23 protein-coding genes are annotated in these 21,927 nt (G+C 59.3%); 16 read left to right on the top strand and 7 right to left on the bottom strand.

The window, feature by feature from the left end; translation table 11 throughout:
• The first annotated feature begins 63 nt into the window (after positions 1 to 63).
• Both RBB76_RS07960 and RBB76_RS07955 read left to right on the top strand, forming a co-directional pair.
• Positions 64 to 522, top strand: coding sequence for a MarR family winged helix-turn-helix transcriptional regulator (locus RBB76_RS07960; RefSeq protein WP_429627954.1), 459 nt, complete (start codon positions 64 to 66; stop codon positions 520 to 522).
• Positions 523 to 586: 64 nt separating this feature from the next.
• Complete coding sequence (locus tag RBB76_RS07955) at positions 587 to 1,015, top strand: OsmC family protein (RefSeq protein WP_429627955.1); 429 nt, start codon at positions 587 to 589, stop codon at positions 1,013 to 1,015.
• A 3-nt stretch (positions 1,016 to 1,018) separates the two neighbouring features.
• Here RBB76_RS07955 and RBB76_RS07950 read toward each other — a convergent pair whose 3' ends face one another.
• Positions 1,019 to 1,711 carry a ribonuclease HI family protein gene (locus RBB76_RS07950; RefSeq protein ID WP_429627956.1) on the bottom strand — a complete coding sequence of 231 codons (693 nt, stop codon included), beginning with the start codon at positions 1,709 to 1,711 and terminating at the stop codon, positions 1,019 to 1,021.
• A 113-nt stretch (positions 1,712 to 1,824) separates the two neighbouring features.
• On the opposite strand from RBB76_RS07950, the gene RBB76_RS07945 reads away from it, so the two are divergent.
• From RBB76_RS07945 to RBB76_RS07925, 5 genes are all read left to right on the top strand, one after another.
• Positions 1,825 to 2,616, top strand: a complete 792-nt coding sequence (locus RBB76_RS07945; RefSeq protein WP_429627957.1) for an RNA polymerase sigma factor — start codon at positions 1,825 to 1,827, stop codon at positions 2,614 to 2,616.
• A gap of 102 nt (positions 2,617 to 2,718) precedes the next feature.
• Complete coding sequence (locus tag RBB76_RS07940) at positions 2,719 to 3,675, top strand: HEAT repeat domain-containing protein (RefSeq protein WP_429627958.1); 957 nt, start codon at positions 2,719 to 2,721, stop codon at positions 3,673 to 3,675.
• Positions 3,676 to 3,739: 64 nt separating this feature from the next.
• On the top strand, positions 3,740 to 4,732 hold the full coding sequence (locus tag RBB76_RS07935) for a PDZ domain-containing protein (protein ID WP_429627959.1): 993 nt from the start codon (positions 3,740 to 3,742) through the stop codon (positions 4,730 to 4,732).
• 261 nt (positions 4,733 to 4,993) lie between these two features.
• Positions 4,994 to 6,004 (top strand): radical SAM protein, encoded by a 1,011-nt coding sequence (locus RBB76_RS07930; RefSeq protein WP_429627960.1) that lies wholly within the window; start codon positions 4,994 to 4,996, stop codon positions 6,002 to 6,004.
• 71 nt (positions 6,005 to 6,075) lie between these two features.
• Positions 6,076 to 6,756: a class I SAM-dependent methyltransferase gene (locus RBB76_RS07925; protein WP_429627961.1), complete on the top strand. Its 681-nt coding sequence runs from the start codon at positions 6,076 to 6,078 to the stop codon at positions 6,754 to 6,756.
• A 141-nt stretch (positions 6,757 to 6,897) separates the two neighbouring features.
• Here RBB76_RS07925 and RBB76_RS07920 read toward each other — a convergent pair whose 3' ends face one another.
• A complete protein-coding gene (locus RBB76_RS07920; protein ID WP_429627962.1) occupies positions 6,898 to 7,551 on the bottom strand; it encodes a DsbA family protein in 654 nt (217 codons plus the stop codon).
• 126 nt (positions 7,552 to 7,677) lie between these two features.
• Here RBB76_RS07920 and RBB76_RS07915 point away from each other — a divergent pair, with 126 nt between their 5' ends.
• From RBB76_RS07915 to RBB76_RS07900, 4 genes are all read left to right on the top strand, one after another.
• On the top strand, positions 7,678 to 9,099 hold the full coding sequence (locus RBB76_RS07915; protein ID WP_429627963.1) for a TolC family protein: 1,422 nt from the start codon (positions 7,678 to 7,680) through the stop codon (positions 9,097 to 9,099).
• Positions 9,100 to 9,149: 50 nt separating this feature from the next.
• Positions 9,150 to 9,668, top strand: a complete 519-nt coding sequence (locus RBB76_RS07910; RefSeq protein ID WP_429627964.1) for a hypothetical protein — start codon at positions 9,150 to 9,152, stop codon at positions 9,666 to 9,668.
• An 80-nt stretch (positions 9,669 to 9,748) separates the two neighbouring features.
• Complete coding sequence (locus tag RBB76_RS07905; RefSeq protein WP_429627965.1) at positions 9,749 to 11,089, top strand: MFS transporter; 1,341 nt, start codon at positions 9,749 to 9,751, stop codon at positions 11,087 to 11,089.
• Positions 11,090 to 11,120: 31 nt separating this feature from the next.
• Positions 11,121 to 11,864, top strand: a complete 744-nt coding sequence (locus RBB76_RS07900) for a hypothetical protein (RefSeq protein ID WP_429627966.1) — start codon at positions 11,121 to 11,123, stop codon at positions 11,862 to 11,864.
• A gap of 24 nt (positions 11,865 to 11,888) precedes the next feature.
• Here RBB76_RS07900 and ppc read toward each other — a convergent pair whose 3' ends face one another.
• The 5 genes from ppc to RBB76_RS07875 form a co-directional block, all read right to left on the bottom strand.
• Entirely contained in the window at positions 11,889 to 14,831 is a 2,943-nt protein-coding gene (gene ppc / locus RBB76_RS07895) for a phosphoenolpyruvate carboxylase (RefSeq protein ID WP_429627967.1), read from the bottom strand.
• 98 nt (positions 14,832 to 14,929) lie between these two features.
• Positions 14,930 to 15,706, bottom strand: coding sequence for a hypothetical protein (locus RBB76_RS07890; RefSeq protein ID WP_429627968.1), 777 nt, complete (start codon positions 15,704 to 15,706; stop codon positions 14,930 to 14,932).
• Between the two features lie 20 nt (positions 15,707 to 15,726).
• The gene (locus tag RBB76_RS07885) at positions 15,727 to 16,395 is read right to left on the bottom strand and encodes a hypothetical protein (protein ID WP_429627969.1); all 669 of its coding nucleotides are present in this window, start codon (positions 16,393 to 16,395) and stop codon (positions 15,727 to 15,729) included.
• Positions 16,396 to 16,468: 73 nt separating this feature from the next.
• Entirely contained in the window at positions 16,469 to 16,717 is a 249-nt protein-coding gene (locus tag RBB76_RS07880; protein WP_429627970.1) for a hypothetical protein, read from the bottom strand.
• A gap of 165 nt (positions 16,718 to 16,882) precedes the next feature.
• Positions 16,883 to 17,047 carry a Trm112 family protein gene (locus tag RBB76_RS07875; protein ID WP_429627971.1) on the bottom strand — a complete coding sequence of 55 codons (165 nt, stop codon included), beginning with the start codon at positions 17,045 to 17,047 and terminating at the stop codon, positions 16,883 to 16,885.
• Positions 17,048 to 17,099: 52 nt separating this feature from the next.
• Between RBB76_RS07875 and RBB76_RS07870 the strand changes: the two genes are divergently transcribed.
• The 5 genes from RBB76_RS07870 to RBB76_RS07850 all read left to right on the top strand — a co-directional run bounded on the left by RBB76_RS07870 (position 17,100) and on the right by RBB76_RS07850 (position 21,924).
• Positions 17,100 to 18,047 (top strand): bifunctional 5,10-methylenetetrahydrofolate dehydrogenase/5,10-methenyltetrahydrofolate cyclohydrolase, encoded by a 948-nt coding sequence (locus RBB76_RS07870; RefSeq protein ID WP_429627972.1) that lies wholly within the window; start codon positions 17,100 to 17,102, stop codon positions 18,045 to 18,047.
• Between the two features lie 5 nt (positions 18,048 to 18,052).
• Positions 18,053 to 18,709, top strand: a complete 657-nt coding sequence (gene coaE, locus RBB76_RS07865) for a dephospho-CoA kinase (RefSeq protein ID WP_429627973.1) — start codon at positions 18,053 to 18,055, stop codon at positions 18,707 to 18,709.
• A gap of 139 nt (positions 18,710 to 18,848) precedes the next feature.
• Positions 18,849 to 19,388 (top strand): hypothetical protein, encoded by a 540-nt coding sequence (locus RBB76_RS07860; protein WP_429627974.1) that lies wholly within the window; start codon positions 18,849 to 18,851, stop codon positions 19,386 to 19,388.
• Between the two features lie 248 nt (positions 19,389 to 19,636).
• Positions 19,637 to 20,854, top strand: a complete 1,218-nt coding sequence (locus tag RBB76_RS07855) for a S1C family serine protease (RefSeq protein WP_429627975.1) — start codon at positions 19,637 to 19,639, stop codon at positions 20,852 to 20,854.
• Positions 20,855 to 20,901: 47 nt separating this feature from the next.
• Positions 20,902 to 21,924 carry a site-2 protease family protein gene (locus RBB76_RS07850; protein WP_429627976.1) on the top strand — a complete coding sequence of 341 codons (1,023 nt, stop codon included), beginning with the start codon at positions 20,902 to 20,904 and terminating at the stop codon, positions 21,922 to 21,924.
• Positions 21,925 to 21,927 lie beyond the last annotated feature (3 nt).

The raw sequence follows: 21,927 nt of genomic DNA, 5'->3' as shown, positions 1-21,927 counted from the left end.
TGACAACAAAAGAGCACGGCAGCTCTACGCCAGCTGCTCCTTTGAGCTAAAGGTGAGGTCGGGATGCGGATTGAAGCTTTTTTGCGGCAGAGTCCTGTGTTTCAGGCTAGCCGGATTGCGCGGAGGATGGATGCTTCGCTCAATCTGGTGCTTGAAGGCGAGGGGGTGAGTGCGTTTGAGGCGCTGGTGCTGGCGGCGATCTTCTTTGAGAAGCGCGGGCAAATCAAGCCATCGGCGCTGGCGGAGGCGTTTGAGACTACGCGAAGCAATGTGAGTCATTGCATCTCGTCGCTTGAGGCGAAGGGTCTGGTGGAGCGAAGGATCGATCCGGAGGATGCGCGGGCGGTCCAGTTGCTGCTCAAGCCGCTGGGTAAGAGGCGAGCGGTGCGGGTGATGGGGATTCTGGATCGCATGCAGAAGCGATTCGAGGATGGGATGGGGACGCAAAAGCTGGAGACGATGCTGGCGCAGATGGCGGCGGTGGAGGAGCTTTGTTCGCGGATTGCTGCTGCCGGACGCTGAGGTTATTTTTAATTTGACGACGGATCAGTATTGGTTTGGTGTTCGATAAATCCAGGAGAGAGCAATGATTGCCGAGACAGTTTGGACGAAGGAGATGGAGTTTGAGGGGCACTCGGAGAGTGGCCATAGCGTTGTTTTCGATGCCGGGGACCGGCACGACAATGGTCCTTCGCCGATGGAGGCGGTTTTGTTGGCGCTTTGCAGTTGTACGTCGGTGGATGTTGTTTCAATCCTCAAAAAGAAGCGTGAGCCTCTGGCTAGCCTTACTGTTTCTGCAACTGCGGAGCAGTCCGCTGCGCCGCCGCGGGTGTTTACAAAGATCTTGCTGACTTACCGGATTGGCGGGGCTGTCTCAAAGAAGGCTGCCGAGGACTCGGTTGAGCTCTCGAAGAATAAGTACTGTTCGGTTTCGAAGATGCTGGAGAAGGCTGCACAGATCGACTTCAGGATTGAGTACGCGAACGACTCCAACGGAGAGGGCTCGAGCAAGTAGATTTTATTCGCGGATGATTTTTACGAAGATGCCATCGGGGAGGGTGGCGCCGCCGAGGATGTGAACTACGCCGTCTTTGGTGAAGCCGCGGAGCATGGTGTCGGCTTTGGCGTAGGGGTTGGGCGGGGCGTCGGATTTGGTCGGGTACGGCGTGGCTTTGATGATTGGCGGGGCTGCGGGCTGGCTGGGGGAGCTTGAGCCGGTAGCTGGTGTGCGGCGCATTCCGCGGTCCATGGCTTCGTTGGCGAGACGGTCGGCGTCTTTGTTTTTGTGGCGGAGGGCGTGGGTGATCTCGAAGGCTTCGAGTTTGGCGATGCGGCGTTTGGCCTCTTCGTAGAGTGGCTTGAGGTCGGGGCTTTTGACCTGATATTTGCCCTGGATCTGCTTGACCATTAGCTCGGAGTCGGAGGTGACGCGGAGGCGGGGGTGGTGGTGGTCGAGCGCGTATTGGAGGCAGCCGAGGAGGCCGGAGTACTCGGCGTAGTTGTTGGTGCGCATGCCGAGGAACTCGGAGAGTTCGGCGAGGACGGTGCCTTCGTTGTCCTGGATGAGAGCTCCGTAGCCGGCGGGGCCGGGGTTGCCGCGGGCTCCTCCGTCGCAGTGGGCGTTGATCCAGTCGGTTTTTTTCGTGGCGGGAGGATTGGGGGTGGGGGCTTCGGAGAAGAGGCTGGGGACGGCGGTCGGGCGGGGAGGCATTGGGTGAGTTTACCGGACGGCTCCCCCTTTAGTGGTATCCGGTGATGCTCACCTTTCGGAAGTTTGTGGGTCTATTGGGGTGTAGTGATTTCCTGACCTCCGGAGTCAGAACGATGAATGTAGAAGTCGCTGGATTGAATCCTGGCGGGGAGTTGTCTTCTCCGCTCACTGTGGGGCTCCGAAAACGGCACGCTAGTCCGTTTGCTGCGGGACTGATTGGCGGAACAGCGGTAGAATCGTTGCCAGCGATGGCAAAGGCAGCGGCTCAACCCGGAACCCGGAACAGCGGCAAGCTGACGCAGGCGCAGCTGGACGCGCGGGCACAACAGCGGACCGAAGATGACGAACTGATTCGCGAGGCGCAGAAGGGCCAGCGAACTGCATTCGATGCCCTGGTGCGGCGATATGACCAGTCTGTGCTTCGGCTGGCGCTGCATATGCTTGGGAATGAGCAGGATGCGCAGGATGTTCACCAGGAGGCCTTCATCAAGGCGTATCGACACCTGGGGAACTTCCGGTTCGAATGCAGCTTTTATACGTGGCTTTACCGGATTGTGACGAACCTTTGCCTGGACCAGCTGAGGCGGCGCAAGAGCCGCAGGGAAGATCCGGCGACGGTGCTGGATGCCAGTGGCGATGAGATGGACCTGATGGCCAACATCACGGATGACCGGGCGATGGCGAACCCGGGGCGGGAGCTGGACCGGAAGGTGATGAGTGAGCGGATCAGCGATGCTTTGAGCAAGCTGACTCCGCGGGAACGAACGGTGTTTGAGCTGAAGCACTACCAGGGGCTGAAGCTGCGGACGATTGGTGAGATGTTGAGCACGACAGAAGAGACGGCCAAGAATACGTTGTTCCGGGCCACGCGAAAGCTGCGGGCTAATCTGGCGGAGCTTCGATAAGATTTGCGGCTGGGAAGTAGAAGTTGATACGGAATGATTGGATAAGGGCGCACGTAGAGCCCAGTAGAAAGTGAAGAATTTGAGGCTGGTTGAGGTAGGACAATGAAGTGTGAGAACGCAAGAGACTGTCTAGTTTTGCTGAACTATGGCGAGTTGCCGGATGAACTTGCCGGAGGGCTGGAACAGCATCTGACCGAGTGTGAGGGTTGCCGCGCGGAGCTCGAGGCGATCCGGTTGTTCGAAGATCGGCTGGCATTGCTGCCGGTGCTGGAGCCTACGCCGAATCTTCTGGCGCAGTCGCGGATGCGGCTGGATGATGCGCTGGATATGATTCCGCCACATGGGTTTCTTACTCAACTGAGAGTGAACTTTTATCGATGGTGCGGGCATGTGCAGAGCGCGCCGGCCTTGGCGACGCTGTTGCTCGGCGTGGGTTTTCTGGCAGGGAACTTTACTTTGCGCTACCAGGTAGCGCATGCGCCGAAGCCGCCGGGTGTGGTGACAACGGAAGAGCCGGGTGTGATTGGAAATGTAACCGGGATTGTGCAGACGCCGAACTCGGAGTTGGTGCAGGTGAAGTACAACCGGGTAGTTCCGGAGACGATGGAAGGCTCGCTGGATAGTCCGGAGATTCGGAACCTGCTGATGGTGGGGACGAATGCGGCTGCGACCGATGGGGTGAGGAAAGATTCGGTTTCGTTGCTGGTGAACGAGTGCAAGGCTGAGCATGGATGCCAGCCTTCGCCCGATGGCAAGGGGATTCGCCATGCGCTGATGGTGTCGCTGCGGTATGACCAGGATGCTGGAGTTCGGCTGACTGCGCTTGAAGGTTTGCAGCGCTATGTAGGTCAGGACCAGCATGTGCGCGATGCGGTGCTGGAGGCAGTGATGCATGACCCGGATGCCGGGATTCGGAAGACTGCGATTGGACTGCTTCAGCCGGTGCAGTCAGATTCGAGTGTGCGGCAGGTGCTGCGAACGGTTTCGACGCAGGATGCAAATCCTTATATTCGGACCGCCTCGTATAACGCGCTGCAGAACTTCGCAGATATTCAATAGAGATTTCCACTGGGCGATGGAGCTCTTTCGATCACAAGGATGCGAGAGCTAAGCGGATAAGGTTATGCAGATGAATTACCGCAGGTCGTTGGGGATTGTGGCGCTGGTGGCCGGCACGGCTGTTCTTGGTGGAGAACAGAGGATGCTTGCAGCGCGGGGCATCCCGTTCTGGTTTGGTCCGCGGATGCTTGCGATGGGGGAAGGCTCACATAAATATCTGCCGCAGGGGTACCTTGGGGTGGAGTCACGTGATGTGAGCGAGGATCAGCTTGGTGCGCTGAAGCTGAAGGAGGTCCGGGGCGCGGAGATTGTGAGTTTGGATCACGACGGACCTGCGTGCAAGGCGGGGATGCGGATGCATGACGTGATTCTGCAGATGAACGGTCAGGCGGTTGATGGGCAGGAGCAGTTGAAGCGATTGCTGCGCGATCAGCCGGTGGGACGGACGGTGAGTTTTGTCGTGAGCCGCGATGGGCAGACGATGACGATGACGATGCAGATGGCGGACCGGCGGACGGTGGAGCAGCAGGCGTGGGAGCAACACTATTCGGTTCCGGCTCCTGGCGAATCGATTTCGGGTTCGGTGCGGGGAAATAGTTTTATGGGCGCCTCGACATCGTCCGGGACGACTGCGATTCCGAAGGGTCACCGAGAGATGCTGGCGATGAACATGATTCTGAGTTCGTCGTATACGGGCGCGCAGCTTGAGGTGATGGGACCGCAGCTGGCGGGATTTTTTGGTGCAGATGGTGGAGCGGGATTGCTGGTGCGTAGCGTCGACAGCCACAGCCCGGCCGAGGAAGCGGGCCTGAAGGCGGGAGACGTGGTGGTGAGGGTGAACTCTATCCCGGTTTCAAGCGGGGCCGACTGGACCAAGACGGTGCATGACAACAGGAACAGGCCTGTGCCGGTGGTGGTGATTCGCGACAAGCATGAAGAGACGCTGACGCTGACGCCGGATAACAAGAAGCGTTCGAGCGTGATCCCCGGGTTTGGGCTGGAAGAGTTTTTTGGCGAGACTGGCCAGTACACGCGCGAGTTGCTGGCGAAGCTGTAGCGTGGTGGGGTTGAGCTTGCGTTCCATCTTGGCGCGCACGACGGAGTGGGGCTCGAACGAAGAGACAGCTCTGGGCGATCCTGTGGGAGTTGGGGAGGATATGTGGGCGCGATCCGTAGGGTGGAGGCCCATAGTTTGAGAATAAGGTCTCATTCGGACAGTAGCTCATCAGTAAAAGAAGACGTTTGACCATGTTTCGATATACTTGATGGTGATATGTCTTCTGCTTCTAAAACTGCCTCGGTGAATGGCAGACGTCCAATGACTGCCAAACGCCGCTGGCGGGCAGTGACGCGCAAAATGCGTGAGCTGGGTTCAATCGGTTCTGCGGTGATGTCGACCGGGCACCCGTATATGGCGCATATTGTGCCGATGCGGCGATGCAACCTCGCCTGTACGTACTGCAACGAGTATGACGATCACTCGGACCCGGTTCCTCTGGATGAAATGCTGCGCCGCATCGACCATCTGGGACGGCTGGGGACGTCGGTGATCACGATCTCGGGTGGGGAGCCGCTGTTGCACCCTGAGCTGGATCAGATTATTTCGCGGATTCGGAAGACAGGCGCGATCGCCGGGATGATCACGAATGGATATCTGTTGATGCCGGACAGGATCGAGCGGCTGAATAAGGCCGGGCTCGATCACATGCAGATCTCGATCGATAACGTGATGCCGGATGAGGTCTCGAAGAAGAGCCTGAAGGTGCTGGATAAGAAGCTGCAGATGCTGGCTGAGCACGCGGACTTTCATGTGAACATCAACTCGGTGGTCGGCGGGGGGATCGCGAACCCAAATGATGCACTGACGGTGAGTGAGCGGGCGCTGGCGCTGGGATTCAGCTCGACGATTGGGATTATTCACGATGGCAGCGGGCAGCTGAAGCCGCTGGGCGATGCGGAGCGCAGTGTTTGGGACAAGGTACGGAACCTGACGCGGCGTAGCTATTCGCGGTTCAATCACTTCCAGGAAGCAATTGCGAATGGGAAGACGAACGATTGGCGATGCCGGGCGGGCGGGCGGTACCTGTATATCTGCGAGAACGGTCTGGTGCACTATTGCAGCCAGCAGCGTGGGTATCCGGCGGTGCCGCTGGCGCAGTATCAGACGGCTGATGTGAAGCGGGAGTTTTTGACGGAGAAGAGTTGCGCTCCGAGCTGCACGATCAGTTGCGTCCACCAGGTGAGCTACATCGATCATTGGCGTGCTCCGCAAACCTCGTCGGTGACCCCGGGAGCTTCGGGCAATAGCGAGCTGGTGCAGATTAGTTGATCGTGTGGGTGGGGTTGTAACTGACGACCGGTGGGATTGCCTGAGTTCGCAAATTAGCGGATGCTGTTGGGATGATGTGTTCGACGCGGCTTGGGCTGGGTAGATTTTTTCTTGGGTTGGCTTTGGTGGTTGGAGTGGGCTTGCCTGCTGGTGGGCAGACGGGCACGCAGGATGTGACGCAGCGACCTACGAGCACACCTTACTCGGGCGACCTTTCCATCTTTGAATATCCGGATCGGGATAAGAAGCTTCAGATCGATCGTGTGATGGATCTGCTGGGGATTGTGCCGGGGAAAAACGTTGCGGATATTGGTGCGGGCTCTGGCTGGTTTACGGTGCGTGCGGCGCGCAGGGTGGGGCCGACGGGCGTGGTGCTTGCAGAGGATATCAATCCACTGGCGATCGAACACATCGGTAAGAGAGTGTTGACGGAGAATCTGTCGAATGTGCGGACGGTGCTGGGGAGCGCCGACGATCCGCGGCTGCCGTCAGGTAGTGTGGACGCGGTGTTGATGCTGAAGGTGTATCACGAGATCGCGCATCCGGTGCCGACGATGAGGGTGCTGCAGAAGGCGCTACGGCCGGGGGCGAAGGTGGGGATCATCGACCGCAATGGCAATGGAGCGGATCATGGTTTGAACCAGGATGTTGTGGTGAAAGAGATGGGCGATGCGGGGTACAAGCTGGTTGGGACTTACGATTTTACGAAGCCGGATAAGGAAGATTATTTCCTGATCTTTCAGGTCCGGTGAAGCGGCGCGAGGCCAGTTGGCACTGGCCTCGTGGGTTGAATGAGCTCCGGGAGCTTTGTTGGGCGTTGGTTATCGTGACAATCGTGGTGAGCAGCAGGCCTCGGAGGAGACGCTGAGCCCTGATCGTTGATCAATCGCTTCCTAGCGCTTCGCTGTGGTGGTCTTTGGTTTTGCGGCTGCGGGGGTTGGATTTTCGGCGATTGCAGTGTCAAGCATGGCGTAGAGCTGGGTGACGTCGTTGACCTCGGCATATCCCTTCTGGGTGACGATGAAGATGGTCGGGGTCTTGGTGAGGCCGACACGCTCGCCCAGGGTTTGGTCGGCGTGTACTTCGGCGGCGAAGAGGCCGTTTGGATCAATGACGAAGGGCATTACCTTGCCGTGAGATTGAAAGTACTTCTGCGTGAAGGCGTTGAGGTCTTCCTTCGAGGCGATGGACATCTGGTTGGCGAAGACGGCGCGGCGATAGTCCTCAGCGAATTGGGGGGAGATCTTGTCTTGCATGTAGCGGGCCGTGACGGCAGCGTCGAAGCTCCAGATGTGCATGCGGAGGGGAAAGTCGTGGCGGACAAGGGGGATTTTGTACTTGTCTACGGCTGCGTGCACGATGGGGAAGGCATGGGCGCAGGCGGGGCATTCGAGGTCTTCAAACTCGTAGATGGCGACCTGGGAGCCTTTGGGGGCGCGGAGCATGGAGGTGTCTTTGAAGCCCTGAGCGAAGGCCGGGATGCTGGCCGGAAGGGCGAGGAACAGGGCTGCTGCGAGAAGGATGCGGGTCATTGATGTAAGACGCATAGGATTATCTTTTGTATTTTAGCTGACGGCGGGGGTTGAACGGTTTTCCTTCAATTTCTGCATCGGCAGGGGAGTGTGGCACTCTAATAAGAGAGCATGAAATCCCTAACTAGAAGATTAAGAGGAGTGAAGGCCTGGCCTCTGGCATTGATCCTGTGCGGCCCACTGGTTGACGCACAGACTCAGAGCGCGGATCTGCCTCCGGCTCCGACGCCTAATATCGTGAAGTTTCCTGGCGGAGTGCTGGTTGAACAGGGGACGCCTGGGGCGATGCCGCTGAGTCTCGACGATGCGATTGCGCGCGGAGAGAAGCGCAACCTGCAGATGCTGTTGGCTGTCCAGAACGAACGGATGGTGCGGGGCGAGGTGCTGACGGCCGAGAATAGTTTGTTGCCTAGCTTGACGGCCAAGGGGGCGATCGAGGCGCAGCAGATTAATCTTGCGGCGGAGGGCTTCAAGGGTTCCTCACTGGAGGAGTTCGGAATTTCGCCGGCGTCCTTCAGTACGATCGTAAAGGTGAACACGGCTTCGGCGCAGATGAGCCTGAATCAGCAGCTCTTCAATGTGCCGGCTTATTATCTGTATCGATCAGCGCAACAGGCTTCCAAGGCGGCGAATTTTACGACGCTGAACCAAGAGGATAGTGTGATCCTTTCCGTGGGCACGCAGTATCTGCTGGCGTTGGCGGATGCTTCGCAGATTGCGAACGCGCAGGCTTTGGAGAAGGCGGATGAGGTTGCGTACGAGCAGGCAAGGGCTTCTCACGAGGCGGGCGTTGGGACCAATCTGGATGAGTTGCGTGCGCGGGTTCAGTTGCAGACGCAGCAGCAGGCGCTGATCAATGACGAAAATGCGTTTGCGAAGGACAAGATTGCACTGAACCGGCTGATTGGGTTGCCGGCGGATCAGGAGATTACGCTGACCGATACCGCTCCTTACGGGGAGTTCGCGCAGCTGCCGCTGGAGGATGCGAAGAAGCTGGCCTACGAGCGCCGGAAAGATCTGCTGAGTTTGCAGGCGCAGCTTGAGGTTGCGGTGAAGGCGCGGAAGGCTGTGCGGGCTGAACGGCTGCCGGTGTTGTCGTTCGACGGATACTACGGAGTGCTCGGTGAGATCGGTTCGCTCTACCACGGCGTGTTTACGGCGACCGGTAAGGTGAGCGTGCCGGTATTTGAGGAAGGGCAGCTTCGTGGCGAGCGCGAGGTAGCGGACGCGCAGATGATCGGGCTAAAGCAGCAGATCGGGTCGTTGCGCGTGACGATCGAGCAGCAGATTCGTTCGGCGATGCTGGATGTTCAGTCGTCGAATGAACTCGTAAGAGTGGCCAAGAGCAACGTGGATTTGGCGACGCAGGAGTTGCAGGATGCGAGTGATCGTTTCTCCGCTGGCGTAGATGACAACCTGCCGGTGGTGCAGGCTCAGGCGACGCTGGCGCAGGCGCAGAGCACGCTGGTGAATACGCTGTATCAGTACAACCAGTCGAAGCTGCAGTTGGCGCGGAATACTGGCGTGGTGGAGTCGCAGTACAAGGTTTACCTGGGACGATAATACTTGGGCCGGCAGGACTGCACCGGTGGGGTGGTGTTAGGATTCTCCGCATGAAGAACGCGGAGCGTTCATCGCCGGGGCGGTTGGCAGCGTGGGCCCTGGTTGGCAGTCTGGTCATGGCGGCCGCGGCGTTCTTCGAGGTTCTGCTGTCCCCGAAGCTGTCGAATCATGTCACAGCGTTGCCGGAGTGGGCGTTTCGATTGTTCACTTTCGGCATACCATATCTGGTTGGACTTGCGATCATTGTCCTGGTTGTGCAAAAGCTGCGCGGCGTTATGAAGAAAGGTGCTTGGACGGATGCTGAGCTAGAGCCATTGCGGCGACGGCTCCAGAACCCGGTTTGGGGTCTGGTATCGGGTGCGTTGTTTCTCCTGGCGATCGGCGTTGTTGTGACAGATCGCGGATTCGGTCATGCGGGCTGGTTCTGCTTTCTGATTTTGCCCTTCCAGATTCTGATACAGATGGTAAATGCGGTTAGACCAGCTGCGCATGAGCGTATCGATTTGAATGGCTCTGCGGCGATGCGGTCGGAGCATTGGGGCGACCCGCCCTCGGGAACTGTTGACTGATTGTTACTGGGGTATTGAAGATGCGGCGATAAGTCTGCGATGGTGAGGCGCGTTCGCGGCGAAGTATGAAAACATAGGCTATGGCGGATGGTTCGGAACGAGGGGTGCCGACGGTAGAGAAAGATTACCGCTCGGCGTTTAAGTCGCGGGACTTTCGGCTATATCAGACAGCGCGGTTGATGGTGATTCTGGGGGCGGAGGCGCAGTCGGTCGCTGTGGCGTGGCAGGTGTATGCGCTGACGCATTCGGCGTTGGATCTTGGATATACGGGGCTGGCGCTTTTTCTGCCTGGATTGTTTGTGATGCTGGCTGCGGGGCATGCGGCGGATCGGTATGACCGGCGGAAGATCATTCTGCTCTGCTATGGACTGCAGGCTTGTTGTACGGCTGTGTTGTTGTGGCTTTCGTTGAGTGAGACGGCGTTGCAGCATGGGCGGGTGTGGCCGATCTATGCGGTGCTGGTGGGGATTGGGTTGGGCAGGGCGTTCAGCGGGCCGGCGGCGAGCGCAATGCTGCCGAGCCTGGTGCCGAAGGAAGATTTTGTGAACGCGGTGACGTGGGGAGCGACGGTCTACCAGATTGCGAATATGTCGGGGCCTGCGGTGGGGGGGCTGTTGTTTACCTTGCCGCTGGCCGGCGTCGCGGCGGTGTGTAATGGCGCGCCGCTGGTCTATAGCTTCACGCTGGTGATGCTGCTGGGATTCGTTGTGCTGGTGAGCATGATTCGGGCGAAGATGGTGACGACCGAAAAAAAGGCCTTCAGCATGAAGACGGTGCTTGCTGGGCTTGAGTATGTGTGGCGCGCGAAGCTGTTGCTGGGGTCGATCTCGCTGGATCTGTTTGCTGTGCTGCTGGGTGGTGCAACGGCGCTGTTGCCGATCTTTGCTACTGATATTTTGCACGCTGGGCCGCGTGGGCTTGGATTGTTGCGGGCGATGCCTTCGGTGGGGGCGCTGGCGGTTTCGTTGTTGATGGTAGTGCGGCCGATTAAGCGCAGAGCTGGGTTGACGATGCTGGTGTGCGTTGGAATCTTCGGTGCAGCGACTGTGGTGTTTGGATTGTCGAAGAGTATTTACCTGAGTGCGGCGGCGCTGGTGATTGTCGGCGCGAGCGACATGGTGAGTGTGGTGGTGCGATCGAGCGTGCTGCAGTTGGCGACGCCGCCGGAGATGCGTGGGCGGGTGAGTGCGGTGAACTGGTTGTTCATTGGGGCGTCGAACGAGTTTGGCGAGTTTGAAAGCGGAGTGACGGCGCAGTGGTGGGGTGCGGTGCGAGCGGTGGTGATTGGTGGAATAGGCTCGATGCTGGTGACGGCTTCTGCGGCTGGGCTGTTTCCTGAGCTGCGCAATGCGAATGCCTTGACGGAGGAGGCTTTGAGGGGGAAGGATTTGGAGTTGAGTGTCGCGGAGCCGGTAGATTAGAGTGCTGTGATTGGGTTCTTGAGGAGAGTCGATGCAGAATGGGGCTAAGGCGGCGATTGGGGCAACCGTAGTGCTAGTGTTGGCGGTGGGGATTCGGGTGGGCTTGATCTATCGGGAGCGGAATGCTCCGGACACTTCGGTGAAGGCACCGGCGCGTGAGGTGATTCCTGAGGATGATCTTGTTTTTTTGAAGAAGAAGCGGCCTGATTCGCTGAAAGACATCAAGGATCTCGCGGGAACGACGGTTTGGGTTTCGGCTGGCGGGCAGCTTGAGTACTATCCTCTCGTTGGGCACTCGGCGCAGTATGGCAAGGCTGCTGGAACGCTGCTGGGAGCTGAGCCGCTGGTGGTGAAGGACGCGATCGAGCAGGTGGCTCCGAAGGCTGCGACGTTTCGGATTCCGGGCGGCGACAAGCAGGTGCTGATGGTGTTTACGCGGCCGGATGTTGCAGGCGATACGAAGGAATACGCTGTGCCGGTGGGGTATAAGAAGGCAGGCGAGTACACGTTCTATACGGATGAGATTTTTTTCTATGACGATCCGCATGAGCTTTACAAGCATTGGGGAACGGAGATCTGGAAGGCGGTGGATGCGCACCAGGTGATTCTCGGAATGAACGAGCGGCAGGTTGAGCTTGCGCTGGGTCAGGTGAGTAAGAGCACGAGCAACACCTATGGAGATCGCATGGTGGTGTTTGCGAATCTTGGCAAGCCAATGGCTGTGACTTTTGTGAAGAACAAGGTGACGGCGTTTCGGGCGGATCAGGGGTATTGATTGCTTGGCCGAGGCCTGATGAAATCAGCCGGTGTTGCGGAGCCCGGCGCTGATGCCGTTGATGGTGGCGGAGATGGCGCGGTCGAGTTCGGGTGAGTCGAGGTGTCCCTTTGCCTGAGCGGCGCGTTTGCGGCGCATCAACTCGACCTGGATGAGGGACATCGGATCGACGTAGGGGTTGCGCAGGCGGATTGAGCGCTCGAGGACTGGGTTAGTTTGGAGAAGTGATTTTTGTTTTGTGATCTCCAAGATCATGCGGTGCGTGAGGTTGAACTCTTCTTCGAGGGTCGCGAAGACGCGGTCGCGTAGGGCTTCGTCTTCGACCAGTGAGGCGTAGAGGCGGGCTATGCCGAAGTCGGCTTTGGCGAGGGCCATCTCGACGTTGCGGATGATGTCGAGGAAGAGGGGGAAGTCGCGGGCCATGGTTTGAAGCTGCGAAAGGCCTGACTCCGGACCCTCGGGATTGGATTGGATGAAGTGATGGAGCGCGTGGCCGACACCGAAGTAGGCGGGGACGAGTTGGCGCGACTGCATCCAGCCGAAGACCCAGGGGATGGCGCGAAGGTCGGCCATGGATTTTTTGCCGCTGCGTTTGGCGGGGCGTGAGCCGAGGCGGGCGTGCTCCAACTCGGCGACAGGCGTGGCCTGCTCGAAGTAGGTGAAGGTGTCGGGGTTGTCGACGATGTGTTTGCGGTAGAACTCATACGAGGTGGCGGAGAGCTGGTCGAGCGCGGCCTCCCATGCGGGAAGGATCTCTCCTGTGAGGTGGGGGATCGCTGCTCCGTGTTGCAGCGCTGCGTCGGGGCGGGCGAGGGCGTCGAGGCTGGCGGCGATCATCAGTTCGAGATTGCGCTCGGCAAGGACCACGTCGGAGTACTTCCAGTTGAGGACTTCGCCTTGCTCGGTGATGCGGAGTTCGCCCGTGAAGCTGTCGACGGGTTGAGCGAAGATGGCGCGGTGTGTGGGGCCGCCGCCGCGTCCGACAGTGCCGCCACGGCCATGAAAAAGGCGCAGGGCCACGTTGCATTCGCGGGCGACTTCGTGGAGCGCGCGGTGGGCTTTCCATATCTCCCAGGTGCTCGTGATCATGCCGCCATCTTTGTTCGAGTCGGAGTAGCCGAGCATGACCTCCTGGTGGCGGTTCCAGCTTGCGAGCAGAGGCTTATAGATGTCGCTGGTCCAGAGCTTGCGCATGATGGCGGGGGCGTTTTGGAGATCCTCAATGGATTCGAAGAGAGGGACGGGCTGGAGGCCGGGATCGTCGATTCTCCCGTCTGCGTCTGGTGGCGTGGCTTCGACGCTGACTCCGCCTAGGCGCGCGAGCCAGATGACCTGGAGTACGTCCTCCGCGCTGGTGGCGCCACTGATGACGTACTGTCGAATGGATTCGGGGGAGTAGGTTTGTTTGAGCTCGGCGATGGTGCGGAAGGTGTCGAGGACCTCGGCGGTTTGCTCGCTCAAGGCGGAGGGAAGATTGAGCGAGTCGGGAGAGCTTGAAGGGCACCAGGCGGAGACCTCGGCGACGGCGGCGGCATGGACGCGGGCGTGCTGGCGGATGTCGAGCGTCTGGAGGTGCAGGCCGTAGGTGCGAACTTCGATGAGTAGAGGATCGATGAGCATCTCGGCGAGACGCGGGCCGCTATTGTTGATCAGCGAATCACGGAGGGTGGTGAGATCGGAGAGGATCTCGGCGGCGCGGGTGTAGGGCTTGAGCGCGGGGTTTGCTGGAACCGGAACGGCGGATTGGGGAGTGGCTCCGAGGCGCATCATGATGCAGGCGATGAGCAGTCGGATGGATTCGTGTGGGAAGCGTTCGCCAAGAGCGTTCTGGCCGGCGGTGCGGAGTTGGCTGAGGTAGCGGTCGAGCAAGGCGGTCAGTTCGGCGGAGACGGGCACCTGCTGGGTGGAGCTGGCGAGCTGCTCGAAGATATTTTGCAGGCGGCGGCGGTAGTGCGTGAACAGGAGAGAGCGGGCCATCGCGAGGGCGTCGCGAGTGGCTTGCGGGGTGACGAAGGGATTGCCGTCGCGGTCGCCCCCGATCCACGAACCGAAGCTGATGAGCTGCGGAAGATCGGCGATGCAGGGAGTCGGGGAGGGTCGTGAATCTTCAGATTTATTTGTAACCGAACTGGAGCTTTTGTTGTTGGGATACTCGGCGCCGAGTGCGGTGGCGATCTCGGAGTAGAGGACGGGGAGGGTGTCGAAGAGGCTTGACTCGTAGTAGTCGAGGGCCATGCGGATCTCGTCGAGGACGGTGGGGCGGGCGCTGCGCACGTCGTCAGTCTGCCAGAGCGCGGTGATCTCGGCCAGCAGGTCTTGCTCGAGGGATTCGAGGTCGTGCTCGGACACGGGAATGCGGTCGAGTTGCTCGAGCAGATCGGAGATGCGGCGGCGTTTGAACATGACGCTGCGGCGGGCGACCTCGGTTGGGTGCGCGGTGAAGACGGGGGAGACGCAGATGCGGTCCAACAAGGCGTGAACCTGTTCGGCGGTGAAATTGGCTTCGCGGAGACGGCGGAGTGTTCCTCGCAGGTCGCCGCGTTGAATGGAACCTGAGCTGGAGTTCTGATTCAGTTGGAGGGAGAGGCGGCGACGCTTGCGATGGTTGGTTTCGGCGAGATTGATGAGTTCGAAGTAGAAGCCAAAGGCCCGTGTGAGCTGGTAGGCCGCGGGCAGATCGAGGGTGTGGACGCGGGCGAGAGCCTGTTGGAGGTGGGCGGTGGCGGTTTCCTGATCGGCAGCTCCGATCTGTGGCGCTTCGGCTTCGCGGCGGGCGATGGCGATGCGGCGAAGAGCTTCGACGGCTTCGTAGATCGGCTCGCCGGCCTGTTCACGTAAGACTTCGCCGAGCAACATGCCGAGCGAGCGGACGTCGCGGCGCAGAGGAGCTTCTTTCAGCTCGCCGGTGGGGGCCTGTAGTTCGGCGAGTCGCTGGGGCCAGTCGGTTGGAGACCAAAGGGACGGCATCCTTTGATTATGCCTTGTTGGAGGGCGATGGGTGGCGTGGTTATCTTCTCGCCCTGGAGAGTGCCTGACCTGACGATTGATATTTCGTCATAGGCAAACTAACGCTTGCGCCATGAAAATTTGAGCGCGGACCAGACGTTATCGATGGAGCAGACTTTGTAGTCGACCAAACCTGCGGCGAGGGACCGATCGCGAACGTGGTTCTGGTTGAAGTCGACGGGATGTCTTGCGGTTTGCTTGGGATGAACGATCCAGACGGAGACTTGTCTGGGAAGACGAAGTGTCAGCAGGTCGAGGGTGGCGGCTAGGTCCGCAAGCGAGCGGATGAAGCAGAGCGCGAGGCTGGTGGTCGGCTGGATGCGTGAGGTAAAGATGGTGTTCTCGGGGAGATCGCCGAGGAGTTCTTCAAATGCGTCAGGCGGAGCGATGAGAGCTATCTCCATGTTCGGGTTGATACCGAGCTTTTTCAGCAGGGGCGTTGACGAGAAGTTGCGCGGTGGTGCGGCGGTGGGAGTCGAAGGCGGATGTTGGAGAAGCTTGGTGAGGGCGCGTGGTGCTTCGGTCCAGGTGGCGTAGCTGGCGTTGGGATTTTCGCTGCGGAGGCGTACCGTTTTTTCGGGCTGGCCGCCGGCGAAGAGAATCGGTATGTGGTGCGCGGACTTGCTGGAGCGCAGGAGTTCAGCGATTTCGCGCGAGTTCGACGGTAGTTTGTCCAGGTCGAGGACGAGCACGGCGGGGTTGAGCTGGGCCAGCTCGCCGATGAGCCCCGACGTTTTGATCAGAGGAGACGCGTCGATCTTGAGACCGCGCTGTCTCAACGAGGCAGCTTTCGCGGCGATGTCTTCGTGCCAGGAGAGAAGTTTGACGGTTTTCATAGACTCTCTCCGTTTTAATTTTAAAGAGAGGCGGCTCGGCAGAGAGGTTCTTTGCGGATCTCGTTGAGCAGCGGAGTGGTGAGAAAGTCGGCGGAGTTGTTGCCGAGCGTGAGGCGGAGCGTGGGAAGAGCAAGCAGATAGCGGAGATAGTAGGCGATCTCTTCCAGATTCGAAGAGCCGGAGCCGGGTGGGTTGTAACGATACTGGCCCGGTGTCTGGACGGGAATCTCCCATTGGCGGCGGATAGGTTTTACGTGGGTGTAGCCGAGGAAGTCCATCGTCATGATGACTTTTTCAGTGGGCGGAGGGAAGAGGTCGCCTTGTGGGGTCCTCGTCCAAGGAGGATAGAACGCCAGGTCGGTGGCGCGTCCGAAGTTTGCGAAGAGCTCGAAATAAGATTTTCCGTTGGGGCGCAGGGTGCACTGGGCGATCAGTGTGGGCGAGGGGGACGGCGCGGAAGAGTCCACAGCTGTGGAGAGACGAAGGGTCCCTGGCAGGGTAAGGCGAACGTACTGGATCTGCGACGTTGGTTCTTTTCCGGCGATTCGATCGATACCGTCGGCGAGAGTCGTCTTTACGAGCTGTGGATGGTCAGGTTGCTCCGCGGCTTGTTCTTCGCTACATGCCGATGCGGCTCCAAGGAAAGCGAGCGTCAGTGGGAGAAGGACAAGGCGGAAGGTGGCAGGCATGGCGATAGCGTAGTCGACGACGTTGACGTGCGACAGATTTTTTTCGGCTTAGCGATGGTGCCAAGGGGAGATTTCACATCAATTGCGCGATCTTTTCCAACTCCTCCTGCAGGCAGGGCAGCGAGCAGCTGATGGATTCCATGCGGAACGCCGCTTTGCGTGCGTCCTGCGTCGAGACGCCGTAGCCGCGCGTGACGAGAAAACTGCTAATGAGATCGGCTGCCTGCCAGGAGTCGAGGCCCGACTTCATCAGATCCTCTCGCAGACCCGAGAGATCGGCCTCGGCAAACTTTTCGACATGGACACCCTTTGCCTTTGTCATCTGCACTACTCCTGAGAGGCGTGTGTCCTCCCTCGGCCTGCCCTTGGTGTTAGACGTCCTGAGTCCACCGAGGTCGCGTAGAGACTCATTCCTTGGCCCGACAGATTGCGTAGCCCGAGAACGTTACGAAGAGATGGCCTGGAAAGTTTCCTTAAAGGAGCTCAATCAGAGTACGCGGTCCGCAAGCAGTACGGGAATTCCATCGAGAATAGGATAGCGTCGTCGGCAGCCCTGGCAAGAGATGATATCGCCGACGCTTTCGAGCCGCTGATGGCAGACCGGACAGACGACCCATCGAAGATCTGTGGCCGGTAGGGATTCGGCGCTCATATCCCTATCTTACCGGCAGAAGATCCGAAGAGCGCGATACCATGGAACAGATATGAGTGAGATGAAAAGAACTCCCAGAATCTTAGATGGCATTGCGATTGCGGGGCAGATCAAGGCCGAGGTCGCAGTCGAGGTTCAAGCGCTCGCGGCCCGTGGGATTACTCCCGGCCTGGCGGTAATTCTGGTCGGAGAGGTGCCCGCGTCGCAGATTTACGTTCGCAGCAAGGTGAAGACCTGCGGTGAGTTGGGAATCTTCAGCGAGATGCTAACGCCGCCGGAGAGCATTACGACCGATGAGATGTTGGCGCTGGTTGCGGCGTTGAACGCTCGCGAGGATATTGATGGCATTCTGATTCAACTTCCTCTTCCAAAGTATGTAAACACCAAGAGGCTGCTGGAGGCCGTGTCGCCGGACAAGGATGTGGACGGATTTCATCCCATGAATGTGGGCCGCCTGCAGAGTGGTCAGCCGGCGTTGGCTCCCTGTACGCCGGCAGGGATTATGGAGATTCTGGGACGGAGCGACTTGCCGGTTGCCGGCCAGAATGCGGTCATCGTGGGGCGCTCGGATATTGTGGGCAAGCCTGCGGCGATGATGTTGCTGAACGCCTCTGCCACGGTGACGGTGTGCCACAGCAAGACTGTTGATCTTGGCAGCATCACTCGTAAGGCCGATCTTCTGGTGGCGGCGATGGGCAGGCCGGGATTTGTGACTGCGGAGATGGTGAAACCGGGAGCGACGCTGATCGATGTCGGGATCAATCGCATCACCGACGCCGATGAGGTCGATGAGTTCTTCCCCGGCGATGAGGATCGGGCAGCGACCTTTGCCAAGCGCGGATCGGTTGTTGTCGGCGACATTCATCCGGCAGCATTCGCGTTGGCGGGAGCGTATACGCCTGTTCCGGGTGGCGTTGGCGCATTGACCATTGCGATGCTGATGCAGAACACGGTAACGGCGGCGAAGCTGCGGCGCGGGATTTCGCTGGGGAACAAGTAGCCTGCATGTTGCGCGTTGGCCTTACCGGCGGGCTGGGAAGCGGGAAGTCTACCGCGGCGAGATTGTTCGCCGCGCTTGGGGCGCGTGTGTTGCAGTCGGATGCGATTGGGCGCGAGCTGATGGAGCCGGGGCAACCGATCTACGACGGGATGGTCGCGCACTTTGGCCTCGGCGTGGTTCGGCCCGATGGGACGCTTGATCGCGCTGCACTGGCACGCATCGCTTTCGCAGAGGGGCGTGTCGAGGAGTTGAACGCAATCGCGCATCCGCTGGTGATCGAGCGCCAGATGGTGTTGACTGAGGAGATCTTTCAGCGGGAACCGCACGCTGTTGTGATTGTGGAGTCGGCACTGATCTTCGAGACGAACTACGGGAGTGTAGATGGCGCAGGATGGCAGAGACGTTTCGACAGGATCATTCTGGTGACGGCTCCCGAAGAGGTGAAGATCGCACGATTTGTCGCCCGCTCCTCGGGCGGCAAGGCCATCAGCGAAGAGCAGCGTGCTGAGTTCGAGGATGAGGCACGCCGCAGGCTGGCGCAGCAGATCTCCGACGAGCAGAAGAGCGCCTTATCCGACTATGTGTTGACCAACGGCGGCGCTTTGACGGAGTTAGAGTGGCAGGTCGATCAGCTTTGGCCGATCCTCGAGGCTGCGGCATAGACGAACGCCTGTCGTGGAACATGCCGGGTTGAGACTCCTGAACAAATTGAATGTCCCGGGATGATGCATTTCAGTCTTCTGCCGATGAAGGGACTGTGTCAGACAGGCACACTTTATCGAAGGACAAGGAGACGGGCAGATGATCCGGCAAGCGATCAATTGCGATATCTGTGCAGCAGAGAAGCAGACGAGTAACTACTGGTTCGTCGCCTATGAAACTGGCGGAGAGCTGAAGCTTCGCGGTTGGGAGTCGCCGCAGAACTCTCGCAAGGGTGCCAAGCATCTGTGCGGACAGAAGTGTGCCCAGCGCATGATGGCGAACTTCATGGCTTCGCTAATGGCGACCGTTCATAGCAACGAACAGGACGGCGAGTCGGCTTTAGAGGGTCTCGATCTTGTCGCAAAGGGCGAAGAGGTTAAGGTGATCAACCGTGCCGAACGCTCCGAGCGCGGAGAGAAAAATGAGCGTACGGATCGGCTCGATCGCACCGATCGCTCTCTGGTGGGACGCGCCAACGTTGCCAGCGCAGACCTCGATGCGGAGTCCTGGGCTGGTCCGGTGCGGGTCAAGGAGGAGACGTGGGAGGCGCCGGCCAAACGGCAGCCCGAACGCGAGAATTTTCTCCACGCTCCCCGTATCAAGCCGTCCGCTCTCAATCGGCTGCAGCGAATGGTGTAGGTAACGTGCAGGCTTAGTCCCTCCCCGGGAAGATGTGCTGGAAGCGCAACAATCTGCAAGGCTCTGATCCTCCGAAAAAGCGGGACGAACCTGATCCCGCTGCAGTACCCTTCGGCTTTGCCTGGTGGTCACTGTTGACGGGATCGACGGCGTACCGCCTGCGACTGAGCAGCAGAGCGCGCGGCTCGATACAATTGAATTGGCCGGTTTTTTGCGACGGCTATTTGAAAGTTCAGGTCGTGCTCACGATGAAATTGCGTCCCGTTCTGCTTGTGGTCCTTCTTCTTTGCGGCTTTTATTATCTGACGACCCATGTCTGGTCGACCGGAGCGGTCTCCCCGTGGCTGCATCGTGCTGTGCCATCTGCTCCAGTCAGTGCGACAAGAGCTGCGGCCGTGACCGGGCCGATGGGGAACTTTGAACTGACCGAGGCTGATGCGGCGCCTGCGTACGACACCGAGGAGCAGCAGAATATTGCCGTTTATAAGAAGGCCCTTCCGTCGGTAGTAAACATTACCTCGACAGCGGTGGCATTCGATTTCTTTTACGGGCCTGTTCCGCAGCAGGGGCAGGGTTCCGGTTTCATTCTGGACAAGCAAGGACACATCCTCACCAACAACCACGTGATCGACAACGCGCAGCGGGTCGAGGTGACGCTCTCGGATAAGCACAAGTACAAGGCGACGGTAGTTGGCGTCGACAAAGGGCACGATCTTGCGTTGCTGCTGATCAACAATGCACCGAACCTGCAGCCGGCGACTCTGGCTGAGTCCCAGAGCCTGACCGTTGGCCAGCGGGTCTATGCGATCGGCAATCCGTTTGGCTTGTCCGGGACGATGACGCGTGGAATCATCTCGGCGATCCGGTCGATTCGTGGCCCGAACAACAACCCTATCGAAGACGCGATCCAGACCGATGCTGCGGTGAATCCTGGAAACTCGGGTGGCCCGCTGTTGAACTCTCGCGGTGAAGTAATAGGAATCACGACGCTGATTGCAAACAACGGCGCGGACCAGTCGTCGGGAATTGGGTTTGCTATTCCTGTGAATACGGCGAAGGCGGTTATTGCAGACTTTGCAAAGTATGGGCGCGTACGTCGTCCCACGCTCGATATAGCCACTCTCGAGGTTGGGCCGGAGGTAGCAGCACAGATCGGTTTAGCCGCTGACTACGGTCTGCTGATCGAACGCGTCCTCCCGGGTGGTGCTGCGGAGAAGGCCGGCCTGCATGGAGGAACTCAACGAGCCTACCAGGGCAATATGCCGGTGATGCTGGGCGGCGATCTGATCGTCGCAATCGACGGCCAGGAGATCACGAATGCACAGGATCTATCGGCGGCGATGAACTCGCATAAGGCAGGAGATGAGGTGACCCTCACGGTCTTCCGCGGGCATAAGCGGCTCGACGTCAAAGTGAAGCTGAACGACGCGACGGAGCAGCAGGGACAGGCTGGTCGCGAGACGTAGTGCTCCGACGCGGGCGTCGTTGAACGGATAAAATGATAGATGCTTCTATGACTGATCCTGCAGTGATTGAAACCAGCCCTTCGGCTGGTACCCCTGACCCGATTCATAACTGTCCCGAGTGCAGTTTGTGGCTTCCGCCGATGACCCTCGCCTGCCCGGAGTGTCACACGATCGTCTACGCGGACTATTTGAGGGGGCTTGGGCAGCTGGCGATGTCGCAGGAGCAGGAGCGGGCATGGCCGCAGGCGCGCGAGACATGGCAGCATATGCTCCAATGGCTGCCGGCGGGGGAGCAGAGTCAGAAGGTGGCAGCGCACCTAGCGACGATCGATGAGCGCATTCAGGCGGGTGAGCAACGTACTGCGACGTGGAAAAAGAGGCTGGGGCCGCTGGCTCCGGTTGCGTTCTTTCTACTGAAGGCAAAGACGTTTTTGTTCGCCCTGCTCAAGTTCAAATTTCTTCTGAGCTTCTTCGCCTTCTTCGGGGTGTACTGGGCGCTGTTTGGATGGAAGTTCGGGCTGGGTTTCGCTGTGTCCATCTTGATCCACGAATTCGGCCACTACATCGCGGCGCGGCGGCGTGGGTTGAAGGCGGATCTGCCTGTCTTCCTGCCTGGACTCGGGGCGTACGTGCGGTGGTACAGCATGGGGATCTCGCTCGACACGCTGTCGAGCATCGCGCTCGCAGGGCCATTCGCTGGGCTGCTGGCGGCCGCAGCGTGCGCGGGTATCTACTTTTATACGAAGGTCGAGTTTTGGTCTGCGCTGGCCCATGCAGGTGCGTGGCTGAACCTTATCAATCTCGTGCCGGTGCTGGGTCTCGACGGCGCGCAGGCAACGCATGCGCTCAATCGTATGCAGCGTGGCCTGATTTTGGCCGCCGCGATTCTCTTCTTTGCCTCTCTGCATGAAGGAGTCTTTCTGTTTATCGCTGCGGGTATGGCTTGGCGGCTCTTCACGGGCACGGCTCCTGAGAGCCCGAGCAGCGCGACGATGATTCGCTATACGCTTTTGCTATTTATGCTGGGCGCGTTGATGGGCCTTATGCCTGAGACGATGCGGCGGTTCTAACTT

It is taken from the genome of Tunturiibacter psychrotolerans, from assembly GCF_051013365.1.
Classification (GTDB): domain Bacteria; phylum Acidobacteriota; class Terriglobia; order Terriglobales; family Acidobacteriaceae; genus Edaphobacter; species Edaphobacter psychrotolerans_A.
This window is presented reverse-complemented; position numbering and strand designations above follow the sequence as displayed.

Excerpts from the sequence above, each read along its gene's own strand:
- RBB76_RS07960 (WP_429627954.1), top strand. The coding sequence starts at position 64 with ATGCGGATTGAAGCTTTTTTGCGGCAGAGTCCTGTGTTTCAGGCTAGC.
- RBB76_RS07955 (WP_429627955.1), top strand. The coding sequence starts at position 587 with ATGATTGCCGAGACAGTTTGGACGAAGGAGATGGAGTTTGAGGGGCAC.
- RBB76_RS07950 (WP_429627956.1), bottom strand. The coding sequence starts at position 1,711 with ATGCCTCCCCGCCCGACCGCCGTCCCCAGCCTCTTCTCCGAAGCCCCC.
- RBB76_RS07945 (WP_429627957.1), top strand. The coding sequence starts at position 1,825 with ATGAATGTAGAAGTCGCTGGATTGAATCCTGGCGGGGAGTTGTCTTCT.
- RBB76_RS07940 (WP_429627958.1), top strand. The coding sequence starts at position 2,719 with ATGAAGTGTGAGAACGCAAGAGACTGTCTAGTTTTGCTGAACTATGGC.
- RBB76_RS07935 (WP_429627959.1), top strand. The coding sequence starts at position 3,740 with ATGCAGATGAATTACCGCAGGTCGTTGGGGATTGTGGCGCTGGTGGCC.
- RBB76_RS07930 (WP_429627960.1), top strand. The coding sequence starts at position 4,994 with ATGACTGCCAAACGCCGCTGGCGGGCAGTGACGCGCAAAATGCGTGAG.
- RBB76_RS07925 (WP_429627961.1), top strand. The coding sequence starts at position 6,076 with ATGATGTGTTCGACGCGGCTTGGGCTGGGTAGATTTTTTCTTGGGTTG.
- RBB76_RS07920 (WP_429627962.1), bottom strand. The coding sequence starts at position 7,551 with ATGCGTCTTACATCAATGACCCGCATCCTTCTCGCAGCAGCCCTGTTC.
- RBB76_RS07910 (WP_429627964.1), top strand. The coding sequence starts at position 9,150 with ATGAAGAACGCGGAGCGTTCATCGCCGGGGCGGTTGGCAGCGTGGGCC.
- RBB76_RS07905 (WP_429627965.1), top strand. The coding sequence starts at position 9,749 with ATGGCGGATGGTTCGGAACGAGGGGTGCCGACGGTAGAGAAAGATTAC.
- RBB76_RS07900 (WP_429627966.1), top strand. The coding sequence starts at position 11,121 with ATGCAGAATGGGGCTAAGGCGGCGATTGGGGCAACCGTAGTGCTAGTG.
- ppc (WP_429627967.1), bottom strand. The coding sequence starts at position 14,831 with ATGCCGTCCCTTTGGTCTCCAACCGACTGGCCCCAGCGACTCGCCGAA.
- RBB76_RS07890 (WP_429627968.1), bottom strand. The coding sequence starts at position 15,706 with ATGAAAACCGTCAAACTTCTCTCCTGGCACGAAGACATCGCCGCGAAA.
- RBB76_RS07885 (WP_429627969.1), bottom strand. The coding sequence starts at position 16,395 with ATGCCTGCCACCTTCCGCCTTGTCCTTCTCCCACTGACGCTCGCTTTC.
- RBB76_RS07880 (WP_429627970.1), bottom strand. The coding sequence starts at position 16,717 with ATGACAAAGGCAAAGGGTGTCCATGTCGAAAAGTTTGCCGAGGCCGAT.
- RBB76_RS07875 (WP_429627971.1), bottom strand. The coding sequence starts at position 17,047 with ATGAGCGCCGAATCCCTACCGGCCACAGATCTTCGATGGGTCGTCTGT.
- RBB76_RS07870 (WP_429627972.1), top strand. The coding sequence starts at position 17,100 with ATGAGTGAGATGAAAAGAACTCCCAGAATCTTAGATGGCATTGCGATT.
- coaE (WP_429627973.1), top strand. The coding sequence starts at position 18,053 with ATGTTGCGCGTTGGCCTTACCGGCGGGCTGGGAAGCGGGAAGTCTACC.
- RBB76_RS07860 (WP_429627974.1), top strand. The coding sequence starts at position 18,849 with ATGATCCGGCAAGCGATCAATTGCGATATCTGTGCAGCAGAGAAGCAG.
- RBB76_RS07855 (WP_429627975.1), top strand. The coding sequence starts at position 19,637 with ATGAAATTGCGTCCCGTTCTGCTTGTGGTCCTTCTTCTTTGCGGCTTT.
- RBB76_RS07850 (WP_429627976.1), top strand. The coding sequence starts at position 20,902 with ATGACTGATCCTGCAGTGATTGAAACCAGCCCTTCGGCTGGTACCCCT.